Source organism: Gordonia asplenii (assembly GCF_012933505.1).
In the GTDB taxonomy this organism is placed as follows: Bacteria; Actinomycetota; Actinomycetes; order Mycobacteriales; family Mycobacteriaceae; genus Gordonia; species Gordonia asplenii.
Map to the genome: position 1 here is coordinate 87,096 of NZ_JABBNB010000009.1, position 18,636 is coordinate 105,731.

The 18,636-nt window shown below is 64.4% G+C and carries 13 protein-coding genes; 8 read left to right on the plus strand and 5 right to left on the minus strand.

Features of this window, described 5'->3' with window-relative positions; all coding sequences use genetic code 11:
* Positions 1 to 48: 48 nt before the first annotated feature.
* Complete coding sequence (locus HH308_RS10735) at positions 49 to 2,406, minus strand: ATP-dependent DNA ligase (RefSeq protein WP_170194196.1); 2,358 nt, start codon at positions 2,404 to 2,406, stop codon at positions 49 to 51.
* 95 nt (positions 2,407 to 2,501) lie between these two features.
* Between HH308_RS10735 and ku the strand changes: the two genes are divergently transcribed.
* The 4 genes from ku (at position 2,502) to HH308_RS10755 (ending at position 9,723) form a co-directional block, all read left to right on the plus strand.
* Entirely contained in the window at positions 2,502 to 3,428 is a 927-nt protein-coding gene (ku, locus tag HH308_RS10740) for a non-homologous end joining protein Ku (protein ID WP_446684914.1), read from the plus strand.
* A 115-nt stretch (positions 3,429 to 3,543) separates the two neighbouring features.
* Entirely contained in the window at positions 3,544 to 5,037 is a 1,494-nt protein-coding gene (locus HH308_RS10745) for a flavin-containing monooxygenase (protein ID WP_170194197.1), read from the plus strand.
* Positions 5,038 to 5,940: 903 nt separating this feature from the next.
* Positions 5,941 to 7,200: an MFS transporter gene (locus HH308_RS10750; RefSeq protein ID WP_170194281.1), complete on the plus strand. Its 1,260-nt coding sequence runs from the start codon at positions 5,941 to 5,943 to the stop codon at positions 7,198 to 7,200.
* An 804-nt stretch (positions 7,201 to 8,004) separates the two neighbouring features.
* Positions 8,005 to 9,723, plus strand: coding sequence for a DUF3556 domain-containing protein (locus tag HH308_RS10755; RefSeq protein WP_170194198.1), 1,719 nt, complete (start codon positions 8,005 to 8,007; stop codon positions 9,721 to 9,723).
* A gap of 95 nt (positions 9,724 to 9,818) precedes the next feature.
* Here HH308_RS10755 and HH308_RS10760 read toward each other — a convergent pair whose 3' ends face one another.
* A complete protein-coding gene (locus tag HH308_RS10760) occupies positions 9,819 to 12,062 on the minus strand; it encodes an MMPL family transporter (RefSeq protein WP_170194199.1) in 2,244 nt (747 codons plus the stop codon).
* A 239-nt stretch (positions 12,063 to 12,301) separates the two neighbouring features.
* Here HH308_RS10760 and HH308_RS10765 point away from each other — a divergent pair, with 239 nt between their 5' ends.
* Positions 12,302 to 13,600, plus strand: coding sequence for an alpha-hydroxy-acid oxidizing protein (locus tag HH308_RS10765; RefSeq protein ID WP_170194200.1), 1,299 nt, complete (start codon positions 12,302 to 12,304; stop codon positions 13,598 to 13,600).
* A gap of 138 nt (positions 13,601 to 13,738) precedes the next feature.
* Here HH308_RS10765 and HH308_RS10770 read toward each other — a convergent pair whose 3' ends face one another.
* Positions 13,739 to 14,626: an oxygenase MpaB family protein gene (locus HH308_RS10770; RefSeq protein ID WP_170194201.1), complete on the minus strand. Its 888-nt coding sequence runs from the start codon at positions 14,624 to 14,626 to the stop codon at positions 13,739 to 13,741.
* A gap of 74 nt (positions 14,627 to 14,700) precedes the next feature.
* Between HH308_RS10770 and HH308_RS10775 the strand changes: the two genes are divergently transcribed.
* Together HH308_RS10775 and HH308_RS10780 are read left to right on the plus strand one after the other, a co-directional pair.
* On the plus strand, positions 14,701 to 15,363 hold the full coding sequence (locus HH308_RS10775) for a TetR/AcrR family transcriptional regulator (protein WP_170194202.1): 663 nt from the start codon (positions 14,701 to 14,703) through the stop codon (positions 15,361 to 15,363).
* Between the two features lie 30 nt (positions 15,364 to 15,393).
* A complete protein-coding gene (locus HH308_RS10780; RefSeq protein ID WP_170194203.1) occupies positions 15,394 to 16,032 on the plus strand; it encodes a TetR/AcrR family transcriptional regulator in 639 nt (212 codons plus the stop codon).
* 22 nt (positions 16,033 to 16,054) lie between these two features.
* On the opposite strand, the gene HH308_RS10785 is transcribed toward HH308_RS10780, so the two are convergent.
* Together HH308_RS10785 and HH308_RS10790 are read right to left on the minus strand one after the other, a co-directional pair.
* Positions 16,055 to 16,651 carry a TetR/AcrR family transcriptional regulator gene (locus HH308_RS10785; protein WP_170194204.1) on the minus strand — a complete coding sequence of 199 codons (597 nt, stop codon included), beginning with the start codon at positions 16,649 to 16,651 and terminating at the stop codon, positions 16,055 to 16,057.
* A gap of 176 nt (positions 16,652 to 16,827) precedes the next feature.
* Positions 16,828 to 17,361, minus strand: a complete 534-nt coding sequence (locus HH308_RS10790) for a cupin domain-containing protein (protein WP_170194205.1) — start codon at positions 17,359 to 17,361, stop codon at positions 16,828 to 16,830.
* Positions 17,362 to 17,599: 238 nt separating this feature from the next.
* Between HH308_RS10790 and HH308_RS10795 the strand changes: the two genes are divergently transcribed.
* Positions 17,600 to 18,610, plus strand: coding sequence for a fumarylacetoacetate hydrolase family protein (locus HH308_RS10795; protein ID WP_170194206.1), 1,011 nt, complete (start codon positions 17,600 to 17,602; stop codon positions 18,608 to 18,610).
* Positions 18,611 to 18,636: the final 26 nt, after the last annotated feature.

Genomic DNA, 18,636 nt, shown 5'->3' on the forward strand with positions numbered 1-18,636 from the left:
GCGCATCGCTCGCTCACCGCTGCCCACCCACCGCCGCGCATTCGCCGCTCACAGATCGCCCGGCAATTTGTCGCGCCGGATGCCGCGCCAGCTCGGATGGCGCAGATGGCCGGTGCTCGTCCAGTCCATGAACTGCACTTCACCGACGATTTTCGGCAGCACCCACACAGCGTCGGCCGCGACGGGGCGGTCGATTTCCAGGAACGGGCAGCGGCGGATCTGCAGCGGCTCGAGTTCCTCGGCCAACGATGCCAACGACGCGTCGGTGAATCCGGTGCCCACCCGGCCGACGTAGCGCAGTCCGGTGTCTTCGGGCAGGCCGAGCAGCAATGACCCGATGGTCTCCGATCGGGTTCCCCGCCCGCGTCGCCACCCGCCGATGACCACCTCGATGTCGCTCCAGTTCTTGTGCTTGAGCCACCGTGTGCTCCGACGTCCCTGCTGGTAGACGGAGTCGCGGCGTTTTGCGACGACGCCTTCGAGGTTGTGCTCGACGCTGTAGCGCACGGCGGCGATGCCGGGGCCGGGCAACAGTTCAGGCACCTGCGCGTACGGGGACTGCCGGAACAGCGGCGCGAGCTCCTCGAGGATCGCCCGACGGTCCTGCCACGGTGTCTTCAACAACGACGTTCCGTTCAGAAACAGGACGTCGAAGGTGTAGAAGTGCAGGTCGTAGTCGTCGCCGGTGCTGCGCCTCGACGCCAGTAGGGTGAAGTTGGTCCGCCCCGACGAATCGATCGCAACCACCTCGCCGTCGAGCACCACCTCCACCATGCCCAGTTCGTCGGCCAGGGTCTGCAGTTCGGGGAAGTCGGCGGTCATGTCCAGGCCGGATCGCGACGTCAGTCGAAGCTCGCCGTTGAGGTAACGAAGCAGGATGCGGTAGCCGTCCCACTTGCCCTCGAACGCCCACGCATCGTCGGAGAGTCCGTCGATGGCGTCGTCGGTGGCGAGCATCGGGCGTGGGTCGCGCAGGCTGTCGGGCAGGATGGGCCGCGGCTCGTCGGACATCAGGTGTGCGAGCCAATTCTTCTCCCCGGTCCGGATCAGCACGTAGCGTCCCTGAATCCGTTCGCCGTGCAGCCGCACGATGATTTCCTTGTCGCGCCACTTCTCGGTCTCATAGGTGCCGCGATCCCAGATCTCCACGTGCCCGCCGCCGTACTCACCGGCCGGGATGTCGCCCGCGAAGTCGGCGTAATCCATCGGGTGGTCCTCGGTCTGTACGGCCAGCCGATTCTGATCCGACGAGTCCGGCAGATTCTTCGGGACGGCCCAGCTGACGAGGACGCCGTCACGTTCGAGCCGAAAGTCGTAGTGCAGGCGCCGCGCGTGATGCTCCTGAATCACGAAGATGGGTGCTGTGTCATCGGCGTGAGCCTGATGAGCCTGGTCACCGAACGGTTCCGGGGTCACCGCGGGATCGCGCTTGTTTCGGTACTCGCGAAGATCGACGACGCTGGGTTGCGGTTCGGGCGGATCGTCGACGCCGCGTTCGGTCGAGTCGGGCAGCGGAGCGTCCAATCCGGCGAGCAGATCGCCGTCGCCCTCGACGCGTTCGAGGACTTCGGTGTAGAGCAGTTGACGCAGATCGGGGTCGGTCATCTCCGACCAGGTGCGCGGCGCCGCCGCCCACGGCTGTTCGCGGCCGCGCAGCGAGTACGGCGCGAGAGTGGTCTTCGACCCGCTGTTCTGACTCCAGTCGATGAACACGCGGTGATCGCGCACCGACTTCGACATCGATGCCGTCACCTCGTCGGGATGCGCGGCCGCGAGCGAGGTCGCGATCTGACGTGCGACGGTGCGCGCGGCGTCTGGTGAGACCGGGTCGTCGAACGGCGCATAGATGTGAATTCCCTTGCCGCCGCTGGTGATTGGAAACGCGGTCATCCCCGCCGAGGTGAGCAGTTCGTTGATCGCGATGGCGATCCGTGCGCATTGAGTGAGCGGGACGTCGGGGCCGGGGTCGAGGTCGAGGACCAGGCGCGTCGCCTTGAACGACGGATCCTTCTTGACCGCCTCGGTCCCGGCGTCGGCGCCGATACGCCATTGCGGCACATGCAATTCCAGCGCGGCCTGCTGTGCGAGCCAGACGAGGTCGGCGCGCTTGCTTACGACGGGATAGTGGATGATTCGTAGACTGTGTTCAATTCCGAAGCGGCGCAAGAAGTTCGGCGCCGACGCAGGGAGGTCCTTTTCGAAGAACGGTTGAGAGTCGACGCCGTTGGGCCATCGCTTGCGGGTGACGAGCCGGTCGACGATATGCGGCAGCATCACCTCGGCGATCCGCGTGTAGTAGTCGATGACGTCGAATTTGCGGGTCCCGGTGTCCGGATAGAGCACTTTGGTCAGATTCGTGACGGCGATCGGATAGCCGTCGACGTCGAGTGTGTTGCCCGCAGCCATGCGGACCATTGTCCATGTCCGCCGGGGCGTTGCAGGTTCTAACGACCGGATAACGTCTCTCGCCGATGCCGCTGGTCGATGGCACAATGGCCCACATGCGCTCGATCTGGAAAGGTGACTTGAGCTTTGGCCTGGTCAATGTGCCGGTCAAGGTCTACTCGGCCACCGAATCCCATGACCGGAAGGCCTACCAGGTCGATTCCAAGGACGGCACCCGGATCCGGTACCGCCGCGTACGCGAAGGCACCGACACCGAAGTGGAGTTCGGTGACATCGCCAACGCCTACGAGGCCACCAACGGTGAGACGGTGGTGCTGACCAAAGACGACCTCGGGTCGATGCCGGTGCAGAAGAGCCCGGAGATCGCGATCCTGGAATTCGTTCCGCGCGAGCAGGTCGATCCGATCTATTTCGACAAACCGTACTACCTGGAACCGTCGTCGAAGTCACCGAAAGCCTATGTGCTGCTTGCCCGCGCACTCGAAGAGACCGATCGGCTGGCGATCGCCAACTTCACGCTGCGCAACCGCACCCGGTTGGCCGCACTGCGCGTCGTCGACGGCGTGATGACGCTGCAGACGCTGCTCTGGCCCGACGAAGTGCGCGCCCCCGACTTCGCGTTCCTCAGTGAGGATGTTCAGATCCACGACCAGGAATTGGCGATGGCGTCGTCGCTGATCGACACAATGGCTCGCGACTTCGAGCCGTCGGAGTACTCGGACACCTATCAGCTCGAACTGAACAAACTGATCGACGCGAAATCCGAGGGTGCCGAGGCATTTCCGGAGACGGATGCGGCCGATGACGAGGACGACGACTCGGAGGTCGCCGACCTGCTCGCCGCGCTGCGCGCATCGGTGAAGGATCGCGATGGCGGCGCGTCGGCGTCTGCGCCCGCTCCCGCGAAGAAGGCCGCACCCCGCAAGGCAGCGGCGAAGGCGCCGGCGAAGACCGCGGCCAAGAAGGCGCCCGCCAAGAAGTCGCCTGCGAAGAAGGCTCCGGCCAAGAAGGCCGCAAGCTGAGACCGCGTTACTTAGCATCCCTTCCCATGACGCCCACTAATGTGACAATATAGATTGTCACAGTACGTGGGGGTTTTCGACGCAACCACATCGTCGAAGCCCAGGAAGGTAGTCCATGTCATCGAACTCGTCGTCATCGAATTCGCCGCAGCACTCCGACGTCCTGATCGTCGGGGCCGGGCTGTCCGGAATCGACGCAGCGTACCGCATCCACGAGCAGAATCCGCAGCTCACCTACACGATCGTCGAGCAGCGGGAACGCATCGGCGGTACCTGGGATCTGTTCCGTTACCCGGGCGTGCGTTCCGATTCCGACATCTTCACGCTCAGCTTCCCGTTCCGGCCGTGGCGTAAGACCCGCACCATCGCCGAGGGCGACGAGATCCGCGAATACCTCGAAGACACCGCCCGCGAATTCGGCATCGACGAGAACATCAGATACGGCATCCGCGTCGAAAGTGCGAACTTCGACTCGACGACGGACCTGTGGACCGTCGTCGGGAAGAGTGGCGATGACGATCGCGTGTTCACGGCACGGTTCCTCTACGTCTGCACCGGTTACTACCGCTATGACGAGGGCTACCTGCCCGAATTCCCCGGCATCGAGAATTTCGGCGGTCGGGTGGTGCATCCGCAGTTCTGGCCGGACGATCTCGACTACGCGGGCAAGAAGGTCGTCGTCATCGGGTCGGGCGCGACCGCGGTGACGCTCATCCCCTCGATGGCCGACGACGTCGAGAAGATCACCATGCTTCAGCGTTCGCCAACCTACATGCTGGCGCTGCCGGAGAGCGACATCATGACCAAGGCGATGCTCAAGGTGCTGCCGGCGTCGTGGGCGCATCGTGCGCTGCGCGTGCGCAATGCGATCGGTACGTTCGCGTTCTACATGTATTGCCGGTTGTTCCCGAAGTTGTCGCGTAGGACGATTCGGACGATCGCGAAGGCGATGCTGCCAGACGGATATCCGGTCGACGTGCACTTCAAGCCGAAGTATGAACCGTGGGATCAGCGACTGTGCGTCATCCCCGACGGTGACCTGTACACGGCGATCTCGAAGGGGAAGGCCGAGGTCGTCACCGACACCGTCGACCACATCACCGAATCGGGCATCGTCTTGACGTCGGGGCAGACGCTCGACGCCGACATCATCGTCACAGCCACGGGATTGCAGCTCGTGGCGTTCGGCGGGGCGTCGTTGAGCATCGACGGTGTCGAGTTCAAACCGGCCGACAAGTATGCCTACCGCGGGTACATGCTCAACGACGTGCCGAATATGGCGTGGTCGGTGGGCTACACCAATGCCTCGTGGACGCTGCGTGTCGACCTGACGTCGCAGGCCGTCGCCAAGCTCCTGAAATACATGGGCGAGCAGGGCTATACCCACGCGTATCCGACGGCCGGGGACGAGGTGATGCACGACCACGCGCTGCTCGAATTGAACTCCGGCTATGTGCAGCGCGCCGCCGGATCACTGCCGAAGGCGTCGGACCGCAATCCGTGGCAGGTCCGCCACAATCTGGTGCTCGACGCCTATGACGCCCGGCGCTACGACCTCACCGAAGCGATGGTGTTCGGCTCGGTCAAGGAAGCCGAACTCGCAGGCTAGTGGCGTGTATGACGTTGCTCTGCCGGTTGAGCCTGGTTTCACCGACGGTAGGCCCCATCTGCTGGTTGAGCCGGACGAGGCGCTAGCCGAGTCCGTGTCGAAACCTCTCAGCCACAACGACTTTCGACGGTCCGCGCCAATATCGGCGATGACACCCGGCAAGTGTCGCGTGTGCACCCTATGGGTGCACACGCCTCGATGTTCGATTCAATCAAAGTCCGACAAGTACGCTGCCATCAAATGCATTGTGGTACAGAGGTTTCGACACGCTCGTCGCTAGCGCTCCTCGCGGCTCAACCAGCAGATGGGGCCTACCGTCGGTGGATCCAGGTTGAGCGAGCGGAGCGAGTCGAAACCCAGCCGGCCGGGCAATGACGAAACCCGCAGCGTCGCAGTGGTTTCGACTCGGCTTCGCCTCGCTCAACCAGCAGGTCGCGGCGACCGCCGCGTCCACCTCGTTTCCTCGCACACACCCGCCGTCAAGGGTGAGGTGTCTGTGAGTAGACGAGGTGAACTGTTCGCGGGCGTCTCCACTCACCCGGGGCGCAGCGGCGGGCCACCCGACACAACCATCATCTGCCCCACTGGTAACAACGGATCGATGCTGCATCCGCCTCGGGCGCGGACGCACGCCTGACGTTGAGGTTGTGGAGAGTGTGATCGGCCGGGCAGCGTGCACTGGCCGTGATTGGAAACTGCCCGCTCAGCGGTGGCGGGGTGAATGTTCCCCCGGCACCGGTGACCGGGCAGAGTGCAATCGGCCGCTCGGGACCAGACTGCCGCAACACTGCACCGTTCAACTGCAACATCAGGAATACTGCGCACACCGAAAATTGGTGGCGTCGACGCCGCACCGTCGGCTGTAATTCTTGAGTGAGTGTTGCAACCGACGGTGTTTCTTCGATGCTGCGTCCGTTTGAGCGGCCGCAGTATCGACGGCTGGCACTGGGGTTGCTGTTCGCGCTGTTCGCCGATGGGATCTGGACGATGGCGGTCGTCTGGCAGGTGATCGATCTCGGCGGCGGAGCCGGCCAGGTGTCGATCGTCTCGGCGGTCTCCGCGTTGGGCATGATGGTCTCGACGCTCGGTGGGGGAGTACTCGCGGATCGGGTCTCGCAACGGTTGATCATCATTGCGCTCGAAGTGTTGAAAGTCGTGGCCGTCGGTACCGCTGGAGTCGCCGCTTTCACCGGGCATCTGACTTTCGTTCATCTCGTCGGCGTTGCCGCGATCAGCGGTGTCACGACCGGTGTCTACTATCCGGCCTATTCGGCGCTGCTGCCCAATGTCGTTGCCGCACAGGAATTACAGGCCGCCAACGGCGTCGAGGGTTTTCTGCGGCCGGTGGTCTTTCAGGCGCTGGGGCCGGTCGTTGCCGGCGCGGCGATCGCCATCGCATCGCCTGGGCTTGCGCTCATCGTTTCCGCGGGTTCGAGCGTCGGTGCCGCGCTGTGTTACCTGTCGATGAAGCCCATTGAATCGCGAGTGCATTCACGTGCGGCGGCATCGTCGATCATCGGCGACGTGGTCGACGGCTTCCGCTACATGTGGCGCACGCCGTGGCTGTGGGCGACGCTGTTCTTCGCGACCTTCCTGGTTCTGTTGACGATGGGGCCGATAGAAGTGTTGGTGCCCTTCGCGATTCGCGAACGGGTCCACGGCGATGCGGCTGACCATTCGCTGGTGCTGGCCGCGTTCGGCGCCGGCGCGGCCATCGGATCGCTGATCTTCGCCGCCATTCCGATACCGCGGCGCTACTTGACGATCATGTTCGGATTATGGGGACTCTGCGGCGTTCCGCTCGTGTTCTTCGGTGTGGCAGAACATCTTTGGGTGTTCATCGTCGCGGCATTGGTATTGGGTGTGGCCTTCGACGGCCCAATGGTGTTGTGGGGCACGCTGTTACAGCGTCGAGTACCTCCCGAATTGCTCGGTCGGGTGGCGAGCCTCGACTTCTTCGTGTCCGTCGCACTTATGCCGGTGTCGATGGCGCTGGCCGCGCCCGTCGCCGACGCCATCGGGCTGACGTCGACCTTCGTCCTCGGCGGCCTGCTGCCGCTCCCGTTCGCGATCGTGTTCTACATGCTCGCTCGACTCTGGCGGGATGAACTGGCGAATCCGTTGCGGGAAGCGGAGCCGGTGTCGGTCGGCGATGCGCAGTAGTGGCAGCGGAGATCGTGCCGTGAGGAACGTCATACTGAGCGAGGTGTTCGTTGAGTCGCGGTGGTGAACGTGTCGAAAGTGCAGCGGTGTCACGGGTTTCGTGCGCCGGGATGGTTCGGTAGGTTTCGACTCGGCTGCGCCTCGCTCAACCTGGATCCACCGATGGAGAACTCATCTCGCTGGTTGAGCCGGACGAGCGCCGTGCTGAGCGAGGCGCTAGCCGAGTCGAAGTAGCGCTAGCCGAGTCCGTGTCGAAACCTCTCAGCCACAACGACTTTCGACGGTCCGCGCCAATATCGGAGATGTCACCCGGCAAGTGTCGCGTGTGCACTCTACGGGTGCGCACGCCTCGATGTTCGATACCATCACAGTTCGACAAGTGCGCTACCATCAAATGCATTGTGGTACAGGGGTTTCGACACGCTCGTCGCTAGCGCTCCTCGCGGCTCAACCAGCAGATGCAGTGCCCGGACCGGTGAAACCAGGCTCAACCAGCGGGGGTAGCTCATCCCTCCGATAGGCCGGTGGATCCAGGTTGAGCCGGGCCAAGGTGGCAGCGTGGGCCGTGTCGAAGCCGAGCGAGTCGAAACCCACCGGCCGGGCGTGTGACGCAGCCCGCAGCGTCACAGTGGTTTCGACTCGGCTACGCCTCGCTCAACCAGCGGGGTGCGGCGAAGCAGGGTGCGCGCAAGATATCAATACCACTAGGCGCGACACACTACTAGCAGTTCACTGAGGCGGAGACGACGGCGCCGACCCCGGTTCCTAGAACAAGTTCTATTTTGTCGTGTTAACGTCCGACGTATGGGATTTCTCAAGCAGGACGCGCCCGTCGTCGACGATTTCGCGGCGTGGAGCGCGGGGACACGTGCCGAGAAGATCAAGCCCATGGCGCGGCACTGGGCCGAGGTGGGGTTCGGGACGCCGGTCGTACTTCACCTGTTCTACGTCGTCAAGATCCTGGCTTATGTCGGCATCGGCCTGGCAGTCGTGCTCTCGACGTCGGGGATCGACGGAGTAGGCAACGTCGGGGACTGGTTCACCGAGCCGATCGTGTTCGAAAAGGTCGTGTTGTTCACGATGTTGTTCGAGGTCGTCGGGCTCGGCTGCGGCTTCGGCCCGCTGAACAATCGATTCTTCCCGCCGCTGGGATCTGCGTTGTATTGGTTGCGGCCCAACACCATTCGTCTGCCTCCGTGGCCGCGGGTGATTCCGCTGACTCGGGGCACAACTCGCGGACCGGTCGACGTGGTGCTGTATGCGGCGCTCCTCGTCCTCCTGGTGATCGCCGTTGTCTCCGACGGCACCGGGCCGATTCCCGCGCTCGATTCCAGCGTCGGAATTCTGCCGACCTGGCAGGTCGCGTCGATCATCGGGCTGCTGGCCGCGTGCGGACTGCGTGACAAGTCGATCTTCCTGGGCGCACGCGGCGAGGTGTACGGGTCGTTGACGGTCGCGTTCCTGTTCGTCGGCGTCGACATCATCATCGCCGCCAAACTCGTGTTCTTGATGATCTGGATGGGTGCCGCTGTGTCGAAACTGAACCGACACTTCCCTTTTGTGATCTCCACGATGATGTCGAACAATCCGGTGCTACGGCCGAAGTGGATCAAGCGAAAGTTCTTCGCCGACTTCCCCGACGATCTGCGGCCGAGTGCGTTGTCGCGCTGGGTGGCGCACGCGGCGACCGCCGTCGAACTGTGTGTCCCGCTGGTGTTGTTCTTCAGCCACGGCGGCTGGCCGACGGCGATCGCGGCGACGGTGATGATCGGATTTCATTTCGGAATCCTGGCGTCGATCCCGATGGGCGTGCCGTTGGAATGGAATGTCTTCATGATGTTCGGCGTCGGGTTCTTGTTCGTCGGGTACGCCGACGTCGGGTTGGGCGACATGCGATCACCGTGGCCGGTGGTGCTGTTCGCAGTGCTGGCCGGTGTCGTCGTCGCGGGAAACCTGTTGCCCCGCAAGGTTTCCTTCCTGCCCGGCATGCGCTACTACGCCGGGAACTGGGACACGACACTGTGGTGCATGACACCGTCGGCGTCGGCGAAGGTGGCCCGACACGTCGTCGCAATCGCGAGTATGCCTGCCGCGCAGATGGAGCGGTACTACGGGAGCCCGGAGACCGCGCAGATGTATCTCTACATGGGATATGCGTTCCGCGCGTTCAATACTCACGGCCGGGCGATGTTCACCCTCGCTCACCGGGCGATGGCTGGATACGACGAGGCCGACTACATGCTGACCGACGGCGAGCGTATCTGCAGCACCGCCATCGGATGGAACTTCGGTGACGGGCACATGCACAGCGAACAGTTGATCGCCGCGTTGCAAGAGCGGTGCGGATTCGAGCCCGGTGAGGTGCGGGTGGTACTCATCGACGGCCAGCCCATTCAGTCGCAGACGCAGCGGTACCGACTCGTCGACGCCGCGACCGGTCAGTTCGAGAGCGGTTATGTGCGGGTCGCGGACATGGTGACCGCGCAGCCCTGGGACGACACGATCCCCGTCGTCGTCGACTGACCGGTCGGATCGGCAGAACTCTGCCGATAAGAAGCGCGCCAAGGGCGATATGCCCTTGGCGCGCAACCTATTTACCGATCTCCGCGGACGACGGCCTACACCGGTGCGGGCTCCGGAGCGGGCGCGTCCTCGATCGGGATCTCCCGGATCGCGCTGCCCTCGATGTCGACGTTGGGCAGGATCTTGTCCAGCCAGCTCGGCAACTTCCAGGCCCAGTCACCCATCAGTGCGGTCACCGCGGGCACGACGATCATCCGGATGATGAAGGCGTCGAAGAAGACGGCCGCCGCCATCGCGAAGCCCATCATCTTGGCGGTCGTATCCGGCACCAACATGAAGGCCACGAACACCAGGATCATGATCAACGCGGCTGACGACACCACGCGGGCACCGTGCTGGTAGCCGACGATCACCGCCTGCTTGGCCGGCACGCCGTGGACGTACTCCTCCCGCATTCGAGACACCAGGAACACCTGATAGTCCATCGCCAGACCGAAGACCACACCGATCAGGAAGATCGGCAGGAACGAGATGATCGGCTTGGGATGCTCGATGAGCCCGAGGTGGCCCTCCTGGAAGATCCACACCGTCGCACCGAACGTGGCGAGCACCGAGAACAGGAAGCCGACGGTGGCGGTCAGCGGCACCAGGATCGACCGGAACACGATCATCAGGATGATGAACGCGAAGCCGATGACGATGATCAGGAACGGAATCAGCGCGCTGGAGAGCTTCTGCGAGATGTCGGACATGATCGCAGTCTGGCCGCCGACATGGATCTCGGTGCCCGGCGGAGCGTTCTTCGCGTAGTCGCGGATCTGCTCCATCAAGGTGTGCGTCTCCGGGCCGCTCGGCGAGTGTTCGGGAACGACGACGATCATGGCCGCTTGTGCGGGACCGGTCGGCGGCTTGGTCGGGTCGGTCATGTTGTTCGGGATCGGGACCAGCGCCTTGGGATTGGCGACGTTGTCGAGTGTGGCGATATGCGCGGCGGCCTGCTTCGCCGCGGCCGCGACGTCACCGTTGTCGGCCGACTTGTTGACGACGACGAACAACTGTCCGCCGCTCGCGCCTTCACCGAAACCGCGCGACATCAACGCGATCGCGTTGGCCTCGTTGTCGGTGCTCGACGACATGCCGAGCTGCATATTCGACATCGGGATGGCGCATACCGCGAGCAGCGCGAGGCCGACGATGGCGATCGGCAGCGGGAACTTGGTGACGAACTTCGCGAAGCGCAGGCCGTTCGACTGCTGGCTGTCGGGCTCGTCGCCGTGGCGCAGACCCGGGATCCGTGGCGAGAACGCGAACCGGCCGAACGCACCGAGGATCGCCGGGATCAGAGTGATCGCGCCGAGCACGGCGATGACCACCGCGAGCGCCGCGGCGATACCCATCTGGGTGACGAACGGGATTCCGACGACAGCCAGAGCCGCCACGGCGATGACCACCGTCAGACCGGCGAACACCACCGCCGAGCCCGCCGTTCCGACGGCTCTGCCCACCGCGGCCTCGCGTGAACCGCCGAGATTCAGCTCCGACCGGTACCGCGACACGATGAACAGCGCGTAGTCGATCGAGACGGCGATGCCGAGCATCAAGATGATGGTCGTCGAACTCTGCTGGACGCTGAGGACCGTGGCGCTCAAGGTGACCAGCATCATCGTCAGAATGACGCCGACGAGGGCCGTGACGATCGGAATGAAGGCCGCGAGCAGCGCGCCGAAGGCCACGATCATCACGACGAATGCGACCGCGAAGCTGATCAATTCGGCCGAGCCGCCCTGGGCGAACACCTGCTGCAGTGCGCCGGTGCCCTCGACCTGCAGGCCACCCTGCCCGTTATGCCGTTTCAGCAGGTCCTGGAACTGCGTCATGTCGGCGGTCTTGAGATCCTCGCGAGGGATGTTCTGGCTGATCGCGATCAGCCCGACCCGACCGTTGTCGCCGAGTACCTGAGCCGCGATGGCGGGCTGTGCCTTAGCGGCCAGCACCGGGTCGACGATGGCGTTGGGGTCTTTGAGCTTGGGGAGCGTCTTCTTGACGTCGGTGATCAGCGCGTCGATCTGCGCGGTGTGGTTGGCCAGACCATCGTCGGCGGCGACGACGATCGTCGTGTTGGCTTTGAGCAGTTGGTCGTTGGTCGATTTGAAGTATTCGTTCATCACCGACATCGCGCGGTCGGAGTCGGTGCCCGGCAACTGGAAGTCGGTGGCGAACTTGGGTTTGGTGATGCCGACGGCGGAGCCGGCCAGCACCAACGCGATCAGCCAGGCCGCGATGAACCACCACTTTTTGCGGAACGCCAGGCGTCCCAGTCGATACAGTGCAATCGCCACGCGGGCAACCTCCCATTGACATGTCGACCCGACATTCGCGAGTGAATCGGGTTTCCGCTATAGCGTACGCAAAAAGTGTGAGTGAGTACCATGATGCGTGCCACAACGCCATCGTGCGGTGTCACTATGCTCAGGTCCATGACTGTTGACTCCGTGCCGGTGTTCGACGCGCCTCGCGCGCGTAGGCGCTCATCACCCCGCCCATCCGACTCCCCTCGGCCGTGCGCGAGGACGCGCTCATGACGACGCCGGGCGCCGGTCGGGTCCGGCAGAACGAGATCTACAGCGAGGGCGTCCATGACCGCGTGCCGTCGGTGCCCACGGACTTCGGTGAACTGGAACGCCGCGCGAAAAGTGCCATGTCCCAACGTGGTTGGGCCTATATCAACGGCGGTGCGGGCGAAGGTTCGACGATGACGGCCAATCGCCGCGCGTTGGACCGCTGGGCGATCGTGCCCCGGGTGCTCCGCGATGTGTCGCAGCGATCGCTGTCGATCGAACTCTTCGGGCAGCAACTCGCGGCGCCGGTGCTCTTCTCGCCGGTCGGTGCCGGTGGACTGGTGACTCGCGCGGCTGACGTTCACATCGGTCGCGCCGCAGCGCAATTGGGGGTTCCCTACATCTTTTCCAACCAGGGCAGCGCACCGATGGAAGACGTCGCCGCCGCCATGGACGATGTGAAACCCGGTGCGCCGCGGTGGTTCCAGCTGTACTGGTCCACCGACGACGATCTCGTCGGCAGTTTCCTGCAGCGGGCCGAGGCAATGGGCGCCGGCGCCGTCGCAGTCACCCTCGACACGACGATGTTGGGTTGGCGCCCGCAAGATCTCAACCTCGGATCGCTGCCGTTCGCCCGTGCCGAGGGCATCGCGCAGTACACCCACGACCCGCGGTTCGCGCAGATCGTCGCGCAACGTGTCGCCGACGCGGCGGCGTCGGGCGGCGCGGACTCGCCGAAGCCGTCGATCGGTGCGATCAAGACACTCTTCGAGATCGCGCGCAATGTGCCGGGATCGGTGTGGGCCAACCTGCGAGCCAAGGAGCCGCGGGCGTCGGTGCAGACCTTCCTCGACATCTACTCGCGCCCGTCGCTCAATTGGAATGACATTGCGGGACTGCGCGATCGGACCAAACTGCCGATCGTCCTCAAGGGCATCCTGCATCCCGACGACGCGCGGCGGGCCGTCGAGCTCGGCGTCGACGGAATCATCGTGTCCAACCACGGCGGGCGTCAGATCGACGGATCGATCGGGTCGGTCGACGCGCTCGTGGACGTCGTCGACGCCGTCGACGGTCGCGCGAAGGTTCTCGTCGACAGTGGAATCCATACCGGCGCAGATGTTTTCAAGGTGTTGGCGCTCGGCGCCGACGCAGCGTGCATCGGGCGCGCGCACATGTACGGACTGGCCTTGGCCGGCGTCGACGGTGCGCGCGACGTCGTCGCGAACATCATCGCCGAGTTGGACCTTACCCTCGGGTTGTCCGGCAACACCGACGTGACGACGTTGACCAGGGAGGCACTGAAGGAAATCCGGTAGGGCGTATCTCCGCTCATCGAGTGTCGAAGCGAGGAACGAGCTTCGGCGTATCGAGATGTGGTGGGACGAATTGCCCAGCGCAACAATTGAAGTGACGGCCCGCGTGCGCCAGAGAGGTGTGTGGCAGGACCAGCGCCGTTACACCAGCGCCCGACCAGTCCGCATCCGCCAGCGGACGTCGGCTAGCAGGAGGTTGAACGGGAACGTCCGCATCGGTTTCGGCAGACGACGGACGATGGCCTCGACAATCCTGTTGTGCGCGTGGAAGACTCGTTCCTGCGCGGGAGACAGCTCCATCCCCATCATGGTGCGGAACTCGGTCGGCAGGAATCCGATGGCGAAGATCTCGCTGAGCCAACCGAGCAATGGCACGCGGACCTTGCCGATGAATTCGACGCGCGCCATGCTGCGCAGGTAACGCTGAACCGTCGGATCGATCTGCAGCGTGGCGACCGTCGAATCCCAGTATTCGACGAAGTCCGCGTGCGTGGCCGGCCACATCTCGCGCGGAACCTGCAGCGTGGTGCCCATGACGGAGCCCTGCTGATAGGCCTCTTCGGTGATCGACGCCGGGTCGCCGAAGATCCGTTGCATGTCTTCCCAGCCGCGGTACAGGCAGGCGGCCACCCAGAGCTGGAGCTTCGGATCGAAAGCGTTGTACTTCACCGGGCTCGACTCGGTGGAGTACACCTGCGCGTGTGCCCTGCCGACGGCTTTCCGGTAGGCCTTGCGATCGGCGGGCGACCCCAGTCCGGCCACCGCGAGGTAACTCAGTGTCGTACGGGTCCGTTTGATCGGATGCTTGAGCAGGTTTCCGGTCTCCACGCGGCTCTCCACCACGCCGTAACCCACGGCGGGCATCGCCAGCTGCATGATGACGTTCGACGGCCCGGCAAGGAGCGCGACGCCGATCATCGGGAGTTTGTCGGAGGGCGCGGCGTCGAGTTCGGCGCGCGTGCTGCGTACCCGGCCGGATGTTGCATCGACCGGGGTGGACGGAGACTCGTCCAAGGCGTCGGCGGTCATTCGCTTCCCTTCTGACAACGCTCGTTTTCACTTTTATTGAACGGTTTGCGCAGTCCGGATGTCAAGATGGTTGCATGAGTCCACGCCGAAGTCCGGTGAATATCGACGGTACGGCGCTGCGCGCGTACGGCGGTGAGGGCGGCGACACCCGCGTGGCTCGACGCCGGGCGGCACTCATCGAGGCCGCGCTCGAGTCCCTCGGCGGAACGGGCGGTGGGGCGATCACCGTCCGCGGCGTATGCAAGATGGCCGGTCTCACCGCACGGTACTTCTACGAGAGTTTCGACTCGGTGGAGCAACTCGTTGCCGAAGCCTTCGACGGAGTCATCGCCGAGATCACCGACGCCGCACTCGCCGGATTCCACGACGGTGCGACGCCGGGAGACAAGGTTCGACGCGGCGTCGAAGCCATCGTCGACGTGATCGCCGACGATCCGCGCAAAGGTCGGTTGTTGTTCTCCCAGGAGTTGCTCAGTCCGACGCTGGCGCAGCGGCGACTGCAGTCGACGGACATGTTTGCGCTGCTCACCGTCGAATCGGCGTCGGATATCTTCTCCGCCGGATCGAGTCCACATGTCATCGCCGGTGCGCATTTCCGGGTCGGCGGATTCGCGCGAGTCCTCGCCGCGTGGCTCGACGGTCACGTCGAGCTGACGCGCGCGGAAATGATCGATGTGTGCGCGGACCTGCTGCTTGCGCGTGCCGCCGTCGCCCCCAACCGGACAGGGGGCGAGTGAGCGTTCTGTCGGTGCGGCTATCTTTGACACATGACTGTGACTCCCAGCTCTGCTGGCGCGGGACCGTCAGGCATCACCGGGTGGCGTGACTACGGAGAGCCGCGACTGCCCGCGCCCCTTGCCGCCGCCTTGGAGGCGTTCGCCGAACACGGTTACCACGGGACGTCGGTGCGTGACATCGCCGCCCGTGCCAACCTGTCGGTGCCCGGGCTCTACCACCACTACCCGTCCAAGCAGTCGCTGCTGCAGGGGCTGCTCGACCTGACGATGACCGACCTGCTTGCGCGCTCCGAGCAGGCGATCGCCGAGGCCGGACCCGAGCCGGTCGCCCAGTTCGACGGCGTCGTCGAATCGCTGCTGCGGTTTCACATGTACCGCAAGGAGCAGGCCTTCGTCGGGTCGACGGAGATCCGCAGCATCGACGATCGCTATCGAGACGAATACATCGGTTACCGCGACCGGCAGCAGTACATGGTCGACGACATCGTCTTGGCCGGTGCCGCCGCAGGCGACTTCACCACGCGCTACCCCAAAGACGCCAGCCGCGCCGTCACGACCATGTGTGTCGGAGTGTCTACCTGGTACAACGCCGACGGGGAACTCGGCGCCGACGAACTGATCTCGCGATATCTGCAGCTGGCCCGGGACACCGTCGGGTATCAGGGCTGAGCGCACGACGGCGAAGCGTCGATCAGGTACTCAGCCCACGCAGGATGATGTCGGCGCTGTCGTCGACGGCCGCCCGCAGGTCCAGCGCGGGTCCGTCGTTGAGACTGTGCAGCCACAGATACAGCGCTCCCAGGTAGGCGTTGCGGATCAGATGCCCGACGAGCACCGGGTCGCAGTCGGTCCGAATCTCTCCGCGTTGCTGACCGAGTCGCACGTACTCGGTCAGCGCGGCGGCCAGGTACGGTTCTTCCTCGACCGGTCCACCGGAGCGGACCCACGCGGGCAGCAAGACGCGTGTCAACGTCGCCTGCTCGATGTTGATCCGGACGAGGTCGCGCAGATACGCCCGGATCACCTCGTCGGTCGGCCGGTCTCGGTACTCGGCCAGGTCGATGCCCACCTGGTCGCGACGGCGTACCGTCCATTCCTCCAAGAACGCGCTCTTACGCGGAAAATAGTTGTACAGAGTCGCTCGCGCGGTGTCGGCCAACTCGGCGATCTCGTCCATCGAGGTGGGGTCGTATCCCTTCTCCTCGAACAACTGGATCGCTGCCTCGTACAGTCGACGACGGGTGTGAACCCGCTTGCGTTCTCGTCGGGTCGTGTCCGCGGCTGGCATCGACACGGACACTGCGTCGTTCGTCATCATCAACTTTCTCGGCCGTCTCGGTTAGGCGTCGAGCTGCCGTCGAACTGCCCCGTCATTCGCTCGCCCGGCGCTTCGCGCGCCCCGTCATTCGCTCGCTCCGTCGCCAACTATAGGTCCGCGGCGATCGGCAGTCGGCGACGACGACGTCACGACGCCTCGGCGTCGACCAGGATCGCGGCCATCACGCACGGCTCGGTTCCCTTGTTGACCCACGCATGGTTGGTGCCCTGCTGCACGATGCAGGTTCCCGGTCCCAGTTGCGCCTCGCCATCGTCCATCACCATCGTCATCGTGCCGGACAGAATCACCAGGTAGTCCACCGAGTCGGTGCGGTGCATCGAGAAGTGCCTGGTGCTCATCTCCGACGACGGGCGATTGTCGCTGCCGAGGGCGTCGAAGATCGCCGCCGCGTCGAACGATTCGCCCTCGGTCTCCGGCGGGAATTCGAGCCACCGGAAGATGGTGCCGCCCGCGACGGGATCGTGTTGCAGTGGCCGCGTGGCCCGGTCCTCGCGGAATCCGGCGTTGGCCGGTGCCTCATCGGTGACCCACAGTTCGGTGATCTTGAGACCGCCCGGCCACGAGTCGATCGTCACGTCGTTGGTGCCTGCGTCGTCGAAGAGAATGCGCGAGCGGCCGGCGTCGTCGTGCCCGGTGACCACGCGGTGCAGATTGATCATGAGGGTCCACCTTTCCTATGCGACGGAATCGACCCGATCGCTGATTTCAAACTCGAATCCAGTTTTGGACTCGCGTCTAGTAATGCACCGTCGAGCGGTGCTGTCAAGTGCTCGATCGAGGCGCGTGAAGGCTGGGTCGGCCAGCTGATTTTCGGGTATTGACAGATCAACGGCCCGTGTTCATAGTTGTGGCCAGACTCACATTCAATCTTGGACTCACATCCAGTTAGGGATTTCGATGAGACTCGTCACCTTCCAGAACTCCGATCGTTCGCCGCGTCTTGGCGCACTTCTCGACGACCGGATCGTCGATCTCGCCGATGCGGCCGACGCACTCAACGAACGGCAGGGCGCCGAGTTCGCCCGGCTGCCCGACGACATGGTCGACTTCTTCGCCGCGGGCGATGGCGCACTGCACGCGGCGCAGGACGTTCTCGGCGCGGTGGCCGATGCGATCGCGCGTGGCGACGAACTGCTCAGCGGCGAGCGTCCGATCAGGCACTCGGCATCCGATGTCCGGTTGTGCGCGCCGGTTCCGCGACCGCCCCGGATCCGCGACTACCTCACCTATGAAGCGCATGCCACCGGCTCCGGACTGCCCGTGCCGGAGGCTTTCCGCAGCGTCCCGATCTGCTACGAGTGCAACACCAGCACCATCCTCGGGCCCGACGATCCGATCGCCTGGCCGGCGTATTCGCGGCAACTCGACTTCGAGTTGGAGGTCGGCTTCTTCGTCGGGCGGGGTGGTCGCAACATCAGCGTCGACGACGCTCCCGCGCACATCGCCGGTGTCACGATCTTCAACGACGTCAGCGCCCGCGACATCCAGTTCTACGAGATGAGCCTGGGCATCGGGCCGTCGAAGGGTAAGAGTTTCGCCACCGTGATGGGCCCGTGCGTGGTGACGATGGACGAGGTCGACGAGTTCGCCATCGAGTGTTCGGTCCGCGTCAACGGCGAGACCTGGTCGAAGGCCGACACCGCGGGCAGGCGCTACTCCTTCGCGGAAGTGCTCGCCTGGGCGTCGTACTGCGAATCCGTTCAGCCCGGGGAATTCCTCGCGGTCGGGACCGTCGCCGGCGGCTGCGGCCTCGAGTTGGATCGGTGGATCGCCCCGGGCGACGTCGTGGAGTTGGAGGCGAGTGGAATCGGGGTCCTGCGCAACGTCGTCGACCAACCCGAACAGGTGCCGGACGGTGCCGGAATCCCCAGTTACACCGGGGCGCCGCGGGCCGCGGCCAAGCACTGAGGGGGACGTCGTGAATACCCTCCCGA